General features: G+C 64.6%; 13 protein-coding genes. 6 read left to right on the top strand and 7 right to left on the bottom strand.

The features are described 5' to 3' along the window. Positions 1–3: 3 nt before the first annotated feature. Complete coding sequence (locus AB4Y81_RS08015) at positions 4–429, bottom strand: DUF1761 domain-containing protein (protein WP_441995635.1); 426 nt, start codon at positions 427–429, stop codon at positions 4–6. 19 nt (positions 430–448) lie between these two features. After that, positions 449–964, bottom strand: coding sequence for an Lrp/AsnC family transcriptional regulator (locus AB4Y81_RS08010; RefSeq protein ID WP_441995634.1), 516 nt, complete (start codon positions 962–964; stop codon positions 449–451). A 171-nt stretch (positions 965–1135) separates the two neighbouring features. On the opposite strand from AB4Y81_RS08010, the gene AB4Y81_RS08005 reads away from it, so the two are divergent. Next, positions 1136–2371 carry an MFS transporter gene (locus AB4Y81_RS08005; RefSeq protein WP_431229453.1) on the top strand — a complete coding sequence of 412 codons (1236 nt, stop codon included), beginning with the start codon at positions 1136–1138 and terminating at the stop codon, positions 2369–2371. Positions 2372–2405: 34 nt separating this feature from the next. On the opposite strand, the gene AB4Y81_RS08000 is transcribed toward AB4Y81_RS08005, so the two are convergent. Genes AB4Y81_RS08000 through AB4Y81_RS07990 form a run of 3 tightly spaced genes read right to left on the bottom strand, consistent with a single transcriptional unit; the run spans position 2406 to position 4869 of the window. After that, the gene (locus tag AB4Y81_RS08000; protein WP_011775479.1) at positions 2406–2912 is read right to left on the bottom strand and encodes an Lrp/AsnC family transcriptional regulator; all 507 of its coding nucleotides are present in this window, start codon (positions 2910–2912) and stop codon (positions 2406–2408) included. A 54-nt stretch (positions 2913–2966) separates the two neighbouring features. Next, positions 2967–3608 carry a TMEM175 family protein gene (locus AB4Y81_RS07995; RefSeq protein ID WP_431229452.1) on the bottom strand — a complete coding sequence of 214 codons (642 nt, stop codon included), beginning with the start codon at positions 3606–3608 and terminating at the stop codon, positions 2967–2969. 31 nt (positions 3609–3639) lie between these two features. Continuing rightward, positions 3640–4869, bottom strand: coding sequence for an MFS transporter (locus AB4Y81_RS07990; protein WP_434327029.1), 1230 nt, complete (start codon positions 4867–4869; stop codon positions 3640–3642). A gap of 98 nt (positions 4870–4967) precedes the next feature. Between AB4Y81_RS07990 and AB4Y81_RS07985 the strand changes: the two genes are divergently transcribed. Further along, positions 4968–5942 carry a LysR family transcriptional regulator gene (locus tag AB4Y81_RS07985; protein ID WP_441995655.1) on the top strand — a complete coding sequence of 325 codons (975 nt, stop codon included), beginning with the start codon at positions 4968–4970 and terminating at the stop codon, positions 5940–5942. On the opposite strand, the gene AB4Y81_RS07980 is transcribed toward AB4Y81_RS07985, so the two are convergent. Continuing rightward, complete coding sequence (locus AB4Y81_RS07980) at positions 5917–6951, bottom strand: nitronate monooxygenase (RefSeq protein ID WP_441995633.1); 1035 nt, start codon at positions 6949–6951, stop codon at positions 5917–5919. The two genes, AB4Y81_RS07985 and AB4Y81_RS07980, sit on opposite strands and share 26 nt — an antisense overlap. Before the next feature lie 41 nt (positions 6952–6992). Here AB4Y81_RS07980 and AB4Y81_RS07975 point away from each other — a divergent pair, with 41 nt between their 5' ends. Then, positions 6993–7940: an N-acetylglucosamine kinase gene (locus tag AB4Y81_RS07975; protein ID WP_441995632.1), complete on the top strand. Its 948-nt coding sequence runs from the start codon at positions 6993–6995 to the stop codon at positions 7938–7940. Positions 7941–7943: 3 nt separating this feature from the next. Here AB4Y81_RS07975 and AB4Y81_RS07970 read toward each other — a convergent pair whose 3' ends face one another. Next, positions 7944–8975, bottom strand: coding sequence for a pirin family protein (locus AB4Y81_RS07970; RefSeq protein ID WP_026266977.1), 1032 nt, complete (start codon positions 8973–8975; stop codon positions 7944–7946). A gap of 50 nt (positions 8976–9025) precedes the next feature. Here AB4Y81_RS07970 and AB4Y81_RS07965 point away from each other — a divergent pair, with 50 nt between their 5' ends. The 3 genes from AB4Y81_RS07965 to rsgA all read left to right on the top strand — a co-directional run bounded on the left by AB4Y81_RS07965 (position 9026) and on the right by rsgA (position 12708). Beyond that, positions 9026–10822 (top strand): glycoside hydrolase family 35 protein, encoded by a 1797-nt coding sequence (locus AB4Y81_RS07965; RefSeq protein WP_416430117.1) that lies wholly within the window; start codon positions 9026–9028, stop codon positions 10820–10822. Between the two features lie 30 nt (positions 10823–10852). Further along, positions 10853–11314, top strand: a complete 462-nt coding sequence (locus AB4Y81_RS07960; protein ID WP_018776577.1) for an NUDIX hydrolase — start codon at positions 10853–10855, stop codon at positions 11312–11314. Between the two features lie 269 nt (positions 11315–11583). Continuing rightward, positions 11584–12708 (top strand): ribosome small subunit-dependent GTPase A, encoded by a 1125-nt coding sequence (gene rsgA / locus AB4Y81_RS07955; RefSeq protein ID WP_434328309.1) that lies wholly within the window; start codon positions 11584–11586, stop codon positions 12706–12708. Positions 12709–12770: the final 62 nt, after the last annotated feature.

The following is a 12770-nucleotide window of genomic DNA, read 5'->3' as shown; positions in this document are numbered from 1 at the left end:
ACGCTACTGCATGGCCCCGATGATCGCCCCGGCAACAGTCATGGCAAGAATGTCGTGGCCGGAATCGATCACGGTAACCGTCGAGGGGCGTCCCGCAAAGCCGTTGTGGATCACGTGGCCACCGGCACGGATGACCACGGCGATGATCAGGGCGAAGACGGCGCCTGCCCAGAAAGTGTTGATGTCAAGCGCGCTGAGCAGGATCGCCAGGAGGATGCTGGTCACGGCCGCTGCGAGCATCATGGGTACCCAGATCCCGGCTCCGCCGTCGATGTTCTTCAGATCGTCCTCGGTCTTGCCGATGGCCTGCATCCACCTGCGTCCAAGAACGGCCGGCATGTACCAGACAAAGCCGATCACCATGCTTGAAACGAAGGCCAGGAGAACGGCGAGCCAGTTGATCTGGGAGATATGTGAGAGCCAATCCATGCCTAAGATCCTAGTTCGTTCAGGCCTCCGCGCCCGGGCTCTGGTTCTCGTTCCTGCTGCGTGTTGGTACTGAGGCCATCCGGCCGATGAGCGGTTCCGTGCGGTAAGGGATGTGCGTGTGGAGCGCCAGCACCGTTTCCGTCCTGATCACTCCTTTCGTGCGGAGGACCGAGCGCAGCGCGGACTGCAGATTATGGGTGTCGGTTGCCACCACCCGGCACCACAAATCTCCCCGCCCGGAGATCTCGTGCACTTCGAGGACCTGGGGGATGAGGCGCAGGGCGCCGATGACGCCGTCGAGTTCGCGGTGGGTGACCTCGATCGTGACGAAAGCGACGACGTCGTATCCCACCTTCTCCAGGTCGACCTCCCGTCCCGCGGCCTGAAGGACGCCGGTGCGGAGCAGACGCTTAAGGCGGCTTTGGGCGGTGTTCCTCGCGATGCCCAGACCGTCGCTTAGTTYGGCGATCTGGATGCGCGGATCCTTGATCAGTTCCAGGAGGATCCGCAGGTCCATGGGGTCGAGGGTGTTCAAATGGTCACTCCAGATCACTCGGCTGCTAGGTCTTTGAGTATTTTGCTCAATCCCTGCATGTTTACAGCTCCCAAAGTTCAGTCCTCCTGCATTCTATTGCCATCAATACTTAGCCGGCCTGCGTTTCCCACAAGGAGGCCAAAACCGGCAACCGAGTCCGAAGGCATGGAAATGACTGTCTTGAGCGAACTCCGCATGCGTCCGGCCACCGCCGAGCGCTGGGGATGGGATGCCTCCACCACGGCCAGGCTGGTCCTGGCAGGGGTCGTGATCTTCACGTTGCTGGTTGGCGCGAACCTCGCCACACCCCTGTACCCCTTGCTCCAGGCCAGGATCGGCTTGTCATCGCTTGACGTGACCGTGGCCTTTTCCAGCTATGTGCTGGCGTTGGTGGCTGTCCTCATGGTGGCAGGGCACTGGTCGGATCACATCGGCCGACGGGCGGCACTGGTGCTCGCGGTCCTGGTGGGCCTGGCGGGCGGGGTGATCTTCGCCAACGCAGATTCCCTCCTTACCCTGTCTGTCGGCAGGGCGCTCCAGGGGGTCGCCGTCGGCCTCGCTACCGGAGCGAGTTCCGCGGCGCTGCGGGAGTTGCTGCCCCAACGCCCGGACTGGGCTTCTCGCTTCACGCTGCTTTCTTCGGCAGGTGGCGTGGCTGCAGGTCCTGCCATTGGCGGTCTTTTGTCGCTCCTCCCGGAGCCCACCCGCACGCCGTACTACGTCCACTCGGCCGTGCTGCTGGCCGCCCTCATTCCCCTGTGGCTGCTGAAAGCCAGGCCCGCGATCGCCCCAGCAGAAGGCCCAAAAGCCCATAGGGTGCTGGCACCCCGGAAACCGTCCATTTCACACGAGGCCAGGGGAGCTTTCTGGATGGCGGCCGCCACTGGATTCCTGAGCTTTGCGGTCTTCGGTTTCTGCTTGTCGCTCGCGCCCGGATACTTCGCCACAGTGGTTCACGCAGACTCCCGGCCCTTGATCGGAGTGCTTGCCGGAGTCACCCTTGGCGCATCAGCACTCAGTCAATTGCTGGGTGTCCGTGGGAGTTTCGTTGTTCCTGCGGCGCTCGCAGTACTGGGTGTTTCCGTGGTCCTCGTGGGAGCTGCCGCCGCGTGGTCAAGTCCTTGGCTGCTGGTGGCAGCGAGCATCTCGGCCGGCATGGGCCAGGGAATTGCCTTCCGGCAGGTATTCAACGAGGTCGCCGGAAAGGTAGAGGCGGCCCGGCACGCACAAGTCATCAGCACGGTGTACGTCATTACCTACCTTGGAAGCGCTGTTCCGGTGATTGGGCTGGGACTTGCCGTGACGGCACTTGGCCTGCAGGCCGCCGTCGTGGGCTTCACCGCGCTATGTGGCCTCGCCGCGCTGACGCTGGCCGCCGTGTCCATGAAGAGTGCCCTGCGGATCTGACGCTACGGGGGCCGGTGTTGGCAGGGATCCGGTGTTACTCGGGGAGTGGTCCCCGGTTGCCCGGGATGTGCTGGAACACCATGGTGGTTTCCGTGTGGCCGACCACGGGGTCGGTGGCTAGGTTGTCCAGGAGCCAGTTGCGGAGGTCGTCGGTATTTGCGACGGCGATGTGCAGCAGATAGTCCACCGAACCGGTGGTGTGGAACGTTGAGATGACGGCCGGGAGCTTGGGCACGCGCGCCGTGAAACGGTCGATCTGGTCGCGGTCGTGGGCGCGGAGGCGGACAGCGATCAAAGCCTGTACCGAGCGGCCAATGGCCGGCAGGCTCAGCACCGCCTCGAAGCCTTCAATAATGCCGCGCTCGGACAGGGCCCTGGTACGCATCAGGGCCGTGGACGGTGCGATCCCCACGAGTTCTGCCAACTGCTTGTTGGAAATGCGGGCGTCATCTACCAAGGCAGCGAGGATCCGCTCATCGATCGCGTCCAACGGCTCTGCGCTGCCCGTGCTCGACCGAACATTCTTCGTGGGGTTGCTCACGGATCCTCCTGAAATTGCCTTCCACCCATCCTAAGCGGTGAATTCTTCAGGTGACTATCGTTGCGCGGGCTTGCTGCGGTCCCTCCGGCGGTCCAAGCGCTGGAGTGGCTCGCTGAGCAACATCAGGAGCAACGGAAGATTTCCCGCGGATGGAATCACAATGGCCAGCACGAGGGCGGCGAGGAAAAGCCCGGCCACTATCGCCCCTGCCCGGATTCCGGAGCGAGCCTCCACCGCGTCCATTTCGTGAAGCTCGGGATGTGAACGGAGATAGATGCGTGCCAGGAGAAGCGTGAGGCTGGTGGCAAACAATGTCCCGATGTACACCAGGGGTTGGGCCCAATCGGCGTCCATCTGGGTGGAGAGCGACGTGGACACGGGCATGACCACAATGAAGAACATCCAGGCTACCGTCAGCCACAACAAACCCGAATCGATCTGCCGGACCTTGCGGAACATGCGGTGATGATGCGTCCAGAACACGGCAATGAGGATGAAGCTGAGGGCAAAGCCCAGCAAAGCGTATTGTTCCTCGACGAGCCATTCCGCCGTGGTTCCGTGATGATCGGCCAGTTCCCCCACGCTCTCCATGAGGGGAAGGATCAGCAGGGTCAAAGCAATCGCCACCACGGCATCGGTAAACGCCTGCAAACGTTCCGGCGACGACAGTACCCGTGTACTCGCGAGCTGTGTCATGCCTCCGATTGTAGGACCAACACGGCCCGAATCAGCGGGAAATCCGTGGTGAACGGTGCACTGCCAAGGTGACTGCCGCCGTCGTGCAGGAAAGGGCGATGACCCCCACCGCCAAAGCGGTCCAGCCGAAGTGCTGGAAGACCAGGCCTCCGGCCCATCCGATCACGCTGGAACCGAGGTAATAGGACAGGTTGTACAGGGACGCTGCCTGTGCCCGGCCGGTAGTGGCAATGGCGCCGGTCCAGCCTGAGCCCACGCTGTGGGCCGCGAAGAAGCCGCCGGTGAAAACTACCAGCCCGGCAAGGATGGCCACAAGGTTATCCACCAGGGTCAATGCCAACCCGGCCGACAAAACGGCGATGCCGGCTACCAGGACGTTCCGCCGTCCGAACCTGGTGGTGAGCCCGGCCGCCCAGCGGGAACTTACCGTGCCCGACAAGTAGGCAAGGAATATGAGGCTGACCAGGGTGGCTGGCAGCCCAAAAGGCTCGGCATGCAACCGGAAACCCAGGTAGTTGTAGACCGCTACGAAGCCACCCATGAGGAGGAACGCCTGCAGGTACAAGGACAGGAGTTTTGGATTGCGTGAATGTCCGCCCAACGTACTGATGGCGCCACGGAACCCTGCGGCCGGGGCTGGCGTGAAGCGGCGCTGTTTGGGAACAAGCACCAGGAACAGGACGGCGGACACGGTGGCCAGCAGGGACACGGCAAGGGTCGCTGCACGCCAGCCCCACAGTTCGCCGGCGGGACCCGCCACGAGTCGCCCGGCAAGGCCGCCCAGGGTGGTGCCGGCTACGTAGCTCCCGGCGGCCAGGGCGGTATGGATCTTGGTGACTTCCTCATTGAGGTACGCGATGGCGATTGCGGGTATACCGCCCAGGGCCATGCCTTCCAGCATCCGCAGACCCAGCAGCATGGGCACATTCGGGGCCAGCGGAACAAGCAGCCCCAGGATCGTAGCGGCAGCGATGCCGATGGCCATGGCACGGACCCTGCCGATCCTGTCGGCCACAAACGACCACGGAAGCACGGTGGCGGCGAGACCAACCGTGGCCAGTGAAATGCTGAGTGCGGCTTCCGCTGCAGTGATCCGGAGGTCCGCTGCCATGAGGGGCAGCACGGCCTGGGTGGAATACAGCTGTGCGAACGTCGCGACGCCGGCCAGGGCCAATGCCGCCAGAACACGGCTGTAGCCGCGGGACCCCTTGGCGTGCCCGTCCCAGCTTTCGGTTTCAGCCTCAATGCTCGTTCTGTTCACCGGCCCAGAGTAGGACGACCTCGACTACCCATTCCAATGCATGGGTTACTTATAATTGATGCAGATATGCATGAGTTGTGTTGCTGAAAGGGAACGTCGTGGAACCGGATTACCAGCAGCTTGTCCAACTCCTCCCGCTCCTGCCGGTTCTTGCAGAACTGGGCCGCACCGAACATATGACGGAAACCGCGGAATTGCTCGGGGTGCCGCAGTCCACGGTCAGCAGGGCCGCGGCTCGGGCCAGTGCGATCGTTGGGATGGACCTGTTGGTTCGGGACGGACGCGGTATACGTCTCACCTCCGCCGCGAAGGCCCTCCTCCCGTACATCGACGCTGCGCTGGAGGATTTCCAGGCAGGCCTGGACCGGGTACGCCACGAATCGGACGTCGTGCGGGGGAGGATCGGAGTCTCGTTCCAGCACACGTTCGGCGAAGCCACCCTCCCTCTCCTGATCAGTGCGTTCCGCGGCCGCCATCCCCACGCAGCGTTCGAACTCTGGCAGGGACCCGGCGACGATTGCCTGCAACAGTTGGCCAGTGGGGAGATGGACTTCGCCTTGACGGCGCCCATAGCGCCGGAGGGCCGGGGCATCCGCTCCCATCCGCTGTACCGGGAGCCGCTGAGGGCTGTGCTGCACTACCGGCACCCCTTGGCCGGGCGGCCCAGCGTCAACCTCTCGGAGCTGCGGCACGACCCCTACGTGACGCTGCCGGCCGGAGTCGGCTTGCGGGCACTGGGGGAGGCACTGTTCCGTGAAGCAGGATTCCGGCCACGCATTGCCTTTGAGGTCCAGGAGTCCACATCCGCCCGAGGGCTGGTCTCGGCAGGGTTGGGGTTCAGCATCCTCCCGCCCGCCGGGCCCGGCTCCGGCACCGGACAATATCTGCCCAAGACGGAACTCGGGCTCGTCGAGGTGCCCATTGAATCCGATCTGGCGTTCCGGCAGATTGGCATCGCCTGGCGGGAGCGGACTTTCGAGCCGGACGCGGTTCGGCTTTTTCGCGAACTGGTGGTGACCGAAGGCGGCGAACTGTTGGCCGAACTCGTTAGAGCCCGTTCAGGAACTCCCTGACAACATCCCTCGCTGATCCTGTCCGCGCATGCTTCCAGCCCGTTCCAGCCCACAAGTTGAGGCGGTGCGGATCGCCCGCCGCGGACGCCGCCGCACGGACCGGGGCAGTGAGGTGGTGGATGGCCGGGTAGCCCTTGGGGGCGTCCTGATGATCCTGCACGAACTCGTTAACCAGAGAACGTGCCGGACGTCCCGTGAAAGCCTGGGTCATGGCGGTTTCAGTGAACTCAGGATTCCCCAACGCGTCCTTGTGCGATTGGCGCGCGCCGCTTTCGTCCGTGCGGAGCAGGGCGGTGCCAACCTGGGCGGCTGCTGCACCGGCAGCCAGGACCCCGCGGAGCGCATTGCCGTCCATGATCGCGCCGGCAGCTATCAGCGGAAGCCCGACGGCGGCCCGCACCCGGGCGACCAGGTCCGCCGTCGTACTGGCCGGCGACGTATCCGGACTGCCGGCCAGGAAGGCCGCAGTATGTGCCCCTGCGGAGGCGTGCTGGACGACCAGTGCGTCAGGGCCCTCCTCGGCAGCGGCGAGGGCTTCCTGAACACTGGTCACACTGGTGACAACGAGTGTTCCGGCCTTCTGCAGGGACCCGACCACTTCGCGCCCAGGGAGGCCGAAAGCGAAACTCACCACTTCCACCGGGTCCGTCACGAGGATGTCGATCTTCTCCTGCCAGGCGTCATCGTCATCGAGGCGAAGCGGGGGCAAAGTGACACCGTAGCGCGCAGCCTCTGGTTCCAGCTCGGCGCGGTAGGCTTCCAGCCGTGCCCGCTCCTTGGGCCCCGGCGACAGTGCGTCCGGGTCCGGAACAAAGACGTTCATGCCGAACCTGATCCCCAGCGCCCTCGCAGCGGAGATCTCCGCAGCCATGGACCCGGGACTCTTGTACCCGGCAGCGAGGAAGCCCAGCCCGCCGGCCTCATGGACAGCGTGTACCAACTTCGTTGTTGATGTCCCTCCTGCCATCGGGGCCGCAATAAATGGTGTGCCAAACAGGAATTGAGGCATGGTCGGTTCCTCCTCAGGACGCTCCAAGCTAGTCTTTCACGGTGAACAATCATGACTCCGCACTGCATTCCCCTGCCCCCTCCGCGGCCGCGAGCGGCACCGTTATCGGGCTCGACATCGGCGGCACCAAGACCCGCGGTGTGAGGTTTCAGGACGACGAACCGGTCCGGGATGAAACGTCAGGCAGTGCCAACGTCCAGAATGTCAGCCGGGAGAAGGCTGCGGCGAACCTGGCCGAATTGTTCGGAAAAATCGGTGGTGGCCGGATCGACCAGGTATACGCAGGTGCCGGCGGAATCGATACGCAAGAAGATGCCCAGGCGCTCGCAGACCTGATCGCCCCCCACGCGCCGGGGGCGCGCATCACCGTGGTCCACGATTCGAGGCTGCTGCTGGCGGCCGGGGGAGCTGGCACCGGTGTGGCCGTCATTGCCGGGACCGGTTCGGCGGCGTGGGGAAAGAACGACGCCGGTGAGGAAGCCCGGGCGGGTGGCTGGGGCTACCTCCTGGGGGATGAAGGAAGCGGGTACTGGCTCGGAAGGGAAGCCGTCCGGCACAGTTTGCGGCGGATGAATCAGGGCTTGGAGCCTGACCGGCTGAGCCGCGCGCTCCTGGATTCCTGCGGAGTGGATGAGCCGGGGAAGCTCATAGCCCTGTTCCATTCACCTGACACCGGCCGCCGCTACTGGGCACAACAGGCCCGGCTTGTGGTGGAAGCCGCCGACGCCGGTGACGAGGCCAGCCAGGCAATGGTGGTGCAGGCCGGGCGTGACCTCGCCGACCTCGCCGGACAGGCCACCCGCCAGCTGGGCCTGAACGGTCCGGTCATCCTGGGCAGCGGACTGGGAATGAATGTTCCACGTTTGCAGGAAGCGTTCACGGCGGCACTCGCCGAACAAGGCATCACGGATGTGCGGATCCTGCGGCAGGATCCCGTCTTTGGCGTTCCCCGTCTGATTGCCGAGCAGCGGACATCAAGCCGGAAATAAGGCTCAGCCGCGCGTACGGGGACGCAGCTTGACGCCGGGAAGAGGGGGAGCCGGAATGCGGCCGGCTTCGGGACCGGCATCTGGTCCGTGGCCATGGACATGGCCGAAGCGCGAGGCCGCGGCAGCATCGGCGTCGAGCAATCCTTCGGCCTCCCATTCTTCGCGGGCCTGTTCTACTTCCTCGTGCGTCCGCCCAACGAAGTTCCACCACATGAGGAGGTCTTCACCGAAAGGCTCGCCGCCCAGGAGCATGAAGCGGGTGTCGGGTTGCGCTTCCACGGCGAGGCTGCTCCGGCCGGCGCCAAGATAGGCCAGGGGACCGGCCTGCACCTCCTGGCCGTCAATGACGAGGCGGCCGTCCAGGACCAGTACAGCGTGCTCGAAGTCGGGCCGCAACGGAAGTTCCAGCAGGCCCGATCCCACGATGTCGGCGCCAACGATGGGGCTGAACATGGTGGCAGGGGACCGCTGTCCGGCGAACTCGCCTACCATCACCGTGGCGGAGAAGCCGTCTCCCACGGCCACCGGCAGATCCCGGACTTGCTCGAACGACGGCGCGCGGTGGCGATGCTCATCCGGAAGGGCAACCCAGAGCTGAAGTCCCCGTGACACCGGCAATTCCTCGACGAGGGGGCTGGAACCGTCTTCGGTGGTGGCCGGAAGGACCGAGAACTCGGAATGCGAAATGCCGTTGCCGGCGGTCATGATGTTCAGCTCGCCGGGCCGCACCACAACGTCGCTCCCGACGCTGTCACGGTGCCGCACGGCACCTTCCAATGGCCAGGTGACTGTCTGCAGACCACAGTGGGGGTGGGGAAGGACGCTCATCGCCACCCGGTCCGGGCCGAAGCTGTCCAGGAAGCACCAGGCCCCTACGGTGGGCAGTCCACGCTGCGGCAGCGTCCTCATGACGTTCATCGCGCGGACGCCGCCCAGGGGGACTTCGCGTTCGGGCCACAGTTGAACGCATGGACCCTGCCCTTCGGGCGCGGCAGGGCAAACTTCCTGTGCAGGGGAAGTATCAAGATTGGTCACGTGTTCATCACCTGTGCATAAATGTTGGAAATTGAGCTAATCTGTTCCGTGTGAACAACGCCCTTTTGAGCTACCACGACGCTGTCCTTTACCGTTCGGGTGAACCGTACCGCATCCTCGCTGGAGCCATCCACTACTTCCGGGTTCACCCCGATCTGTGGCGGGACCGCTTGCGTCGGCTCAAGGCCATGGGGGCCAACACTGTTGACACCTACGTTGCCTGGAACTTCCATCAGCCGCAGCGTGATGCGGCACCGGACTTCACTGGCTGGCGGGATGTTGGCCACTTCATCGACCTCGCAGCAGAGGAAGGTCTGGACGTCATCGTCCGCCCGGGTCCCTACATTTGCGCAGAATGGGACAACGGGGGCTTCCCGTCATGGTTGACCGGCATCCCGGGCATCGGGCTGCGGTGCATGGACCCGGTATTCACCACCGCCATTGAGGAATGGTTCGACCACCTACTGCCGATCGTTGCTTCCCGGCAGGCCTCCTTGGGCGGGCCGGTGGTGGCCGTGCAGATCGAGAACGAGTACGGCAGCTACGGCGATGACCATGAATACATCCGCTGGAACCGCCGGGTCCTTGAAGAGCGCGGCATCACGGAGCTGCTGTTCACGGCCGACGGCGGCACGGACTACTTTCTGGACGGCGGCTCTGTCGCGGGAACGTGGGCTACAGCGACGCTGGGAAGCCGGGGAGATGAAGCCGTGGAGACGTGGAAGCGGCGTCGCCCAGGTGAGCCGTTCTTCAATGTCGAGTTCTGGGGCGGCTGGTTTGACCATTGGGGCGAACACCACCACCGGCGCGATGCCGCCGATGCAGCGCATGAAGCCCGCAAGATGCTTGATCTTGGCGGCTCCGTTTGCGTCTATATGGCCCACGGCGGGACCAACTTCGGCCTCGGATCCGGAAGCAACCACGATGGCTCCCGCCTGCAGCCGACGGTCACGAGCTACGACTCCGACGCGCCCATCGCGGAGAACGGTGCCCTGACGCCTAAGTTCCATGCCTTCCGGGCAGAATTCTTCCGTGCGCAAGGCATTGAGGAGATGCCCGGGCTCCCCGCCGAATTGCTGGCGGACCCTCCGGTGGTCCCGGCGCAGTCGCTGCCATTGTCGGCCGGACCGGACGTGCTGGAGCTTGCACGCAGCTCCGGCAAGCCCGTCAGCAGTGTCAAGCCCCTCAGCTTCGAACAGTTGGGGCTTGACGCCGGTATGGTCCTGTACTCCGCCGACGCCATCTTGCCGGGCCGCGCCGACTCTCCCAGCGAGTGCCGGTTGAAGATCACTGGCCTGAACGACCGCGCCTACATCTGGGTGGACGGCGCTTTTGCCGGAGTGCTGGACGATACGAGCGGCGCAGAAGGCTTGCCCCTGACAGGGACTGGTGCCTCCGCCAAGCTGGACATTCTGGTGGAGAACCTGGGCCGCATCAACTACGGGCCCCTCACCGGGCAGGGCAAGGGAATCCTGGGCGGAGTCCTCATCAACCAGCGCTACACGTTCCACTGGACACAGGTTCCGGTGGCACTCTCCGAGTGGGGCAGCGAGGAGTTGGAAGACCTCGCCGGGGCCGACTTTGACCTGCGGGAACCGGCTGATACTTACGTTGCCTTGCCCGATTCCGGGAAGGGCTTCGTCTGGCTCAATGGTTTCCTTCTCGGACGGTACTGGGAAAAAGGACCACAGGTCACCCTGTACGCGCCCGCACCGTTGCTGAACGTTGGCCTCAACCGCATCAAGGTTCTTGAACTCGGCAAGCCGGGGACCGTCGTCGAGCTTCGTGAGCAGCCGGACCTTGGCCCCGAAGAGCCCGGCCCCATCGCCGCCGCCGAACTGCCCTAGGGATCAGGCAAAGCGAATTATGCTGGCACGATGAGCCCGCAGTTCGACACCCGCCCCGCAGCCTACGCCGTCATCGTCAAGGAGGAACGGATCCTGCTGGCCTACTGGAAGCAGGATGACAAGGAGGGGTGGACTCTGCCCGGCGGAGGCTTGGATTTCGCCGAGCACCCGGTTGATGGGTGCCGGCGCGAAGTCCGGGAGGAAACCGGCTACGAGGCCAGGGTTGACCGGATGTTGGGGATCGACGTCGGACACTGGCCCGGGGAGACGCAGGCGGACGGCTCCGTTCGGGGCTTCGAGGCCCTGCGTATTGTCTACGAGGCCACCGTGGTGGGCGGAGAACTGACCTACGAGGTGGATGGCAGTACTACCCATGCCGCGTGGATTCCTTTGCATGACGTCGGGAAGCTGAACAGGGTTTCCCTGGTCGACACGGCACTGCGCCTCCACAGTGAGCGCCCGGCAGACGGAAAGCCCGGCACGGAGGGCTAGCCAAGCTGCCCAACGGTTGGCTAGGCTTGGCATCGTTGCCGGCCTTCCATGCCGGCCCTGATGCCCAAGGAGGTGGATTTTGATGATTGCCATAACTTCGCGCGCCCCGCACGCGGCGGCGCACCGTCATCACACCACTCACCCTGTCCCGGCATCTGCCCGCCAGTAGCAGGCAACCGGGCCTCAGCAGAGGCATCCCATTGAATACTTACGCGAATAACTACGCGAACACTTACGCTTCTTCAAGCGACCCGTCATTGAGCAGCACCATGCCATTCCGCGGACCTGCGGAATACGGCTTTACAGCCAAGACAGCAGCGCTCTTCAGCGCCAATCTTCCGGCGGACAACCAGGACGCAGCCAGCCCCGGAAGGGTGGTCCGCTTGGACCGCAACCGCGTTCTCGTTGTCTCCGGTGAAGGCCTGCTGCATTTGCCCTATCCCACCCAAGGACTGGTGCCCGCCACGGGGGACTGGGTCTGGGTCGGCCGGAACAGTGCAGGCGAGCCGGCCGTCGTCGCCGTCCTTCCACGCTATTCCGCGCTGAGCCGCAAGCGGGCCTTCGAGGCTTCCTCGGAGGAACAAATCCTGGGCAGCAACATCGACATCGTCGCAGTGGTGGTCCCTGTGGACCGGCCCCTCACGCACAACCGCCTGGAGCGCACCCTGGTGGCTGCTTGGGACTCAGGGGCCACACCGCTGGTGGTCATTACCAAAGCCGACCTGGCGGACCTCGCGGATGACGTCGTGGGGGAGGTCATCCTGCAGGCTGCGGGCGTGGAGGTGGTCACCACGTCCGCCGAGCACGGCGATGGGCTCGACGAACTCATGCAGCACATCCCCGACGGCGCCACCCTGGTTCTGCTGGGTCCCTCAGGAGCGGGGAAATCAACGCTCATCAACGCCCTGGCAGGCCGCGACGTCCAGCAGACCGGTGCCGTCCGCGCCGGCGACGGCAAGGGCAAACACACCACGACGGCCCGGGAACTGGTGCCCCTCGGCGGCGGAGCTGTCCTGATGGACACTCCCGGGGTGCGCGGGTTCGGGCTCTTCGACGCGGAGGACGGGATGGAGGAGATGTTCGGTGACCTTGACGAACTCTTCGCCCAGTGCCGTTTTGCCGACTGCGCCCACCAGGCGGAGCCCGGCTGCGCCGTGCAGCAAGCGCTCGCCGAGGAGGCCCTGGATCCCCGGCGATGGGCCAGCTACTTGAAACTGCAACGCGAGCTCGCTGCCCTGAACCGCAAACATGATGCCGCGGCCCGCCGCGCCTACCAGCGCGAATGGCACCAAAAGGTGATGTCGGCAGACAGGGGCCAACGCGCCGTCGAACGTTACAAACATGACCAGGCCCAGGAACGGTCCGGCAGGGGAGCCAAACGAAGGAAGCGGTAAACATTGCCGATTGATTACGGAAATCGTGCCGCCGCTGACATCGTCGGTGGTGCTGGCTACGC

Origin of the sequence: Paenarthrobacter sp. TAF1, from assembly GCF_052113825.1 — a bacterium.
Taxonomy (GTDB): Bacteria; Actinomycetota; Actinomycetes; order Actinomycetales; family Micrococcaceae; genus Arthrobacter; species Arthrobacter nicotinovorans.
This window is presented reverse-complemented; position numbering and strand designations above follow the sequence as displayed.

Excerpts from the sequence above, each read along its gene's own strand:
- AB4Y81_RS08015 (WP_441995635.1), bottom strand. The coding sequence starts at position 429 with ATGGATTGGCTCTCACATATCTCCCAGATCAACTGGCTCGCCGTTCTC.
- AB4Y81_RS08005 (WP_431229453.1), top strand. The coding sequence starts at position 1,136 with ATGACTGTCTTGAGCGAACTCCGCATGCGTCCGGCCACCGCCGAGCGC.
- AB4Y81_RS07995 (WP_431229452.1), bottom strand. The coding sequence starts at position 3,608 with ATGACACAGCTCGCGAGTACACGGGTACTGTCGTCGCCGGAACGTTTG.
- AB4Y81_RS07980 (WP_441995633.1), bottom strand. The coding sequence starts at position 6,951 with ATGCCTCAATTCCTGTTTGGCACACCATTTATTGCGGCCCCGATGGCA.
- AB4Y81_RS07960 (WP_018776577.1), top strand. The coding sequence starts at position 10,853 with ATGAGCCCGCAGTTCGACACCCGCCCCGCAGCCTACGCCGTCATCGTC.
- rsgA (WP_434328309.1), top strand. The coding sequence starts at position 11,584 with ATGCCATTCCGCGGACCTGCGGAATACGGCTTTACAGCCAAGACAGCA.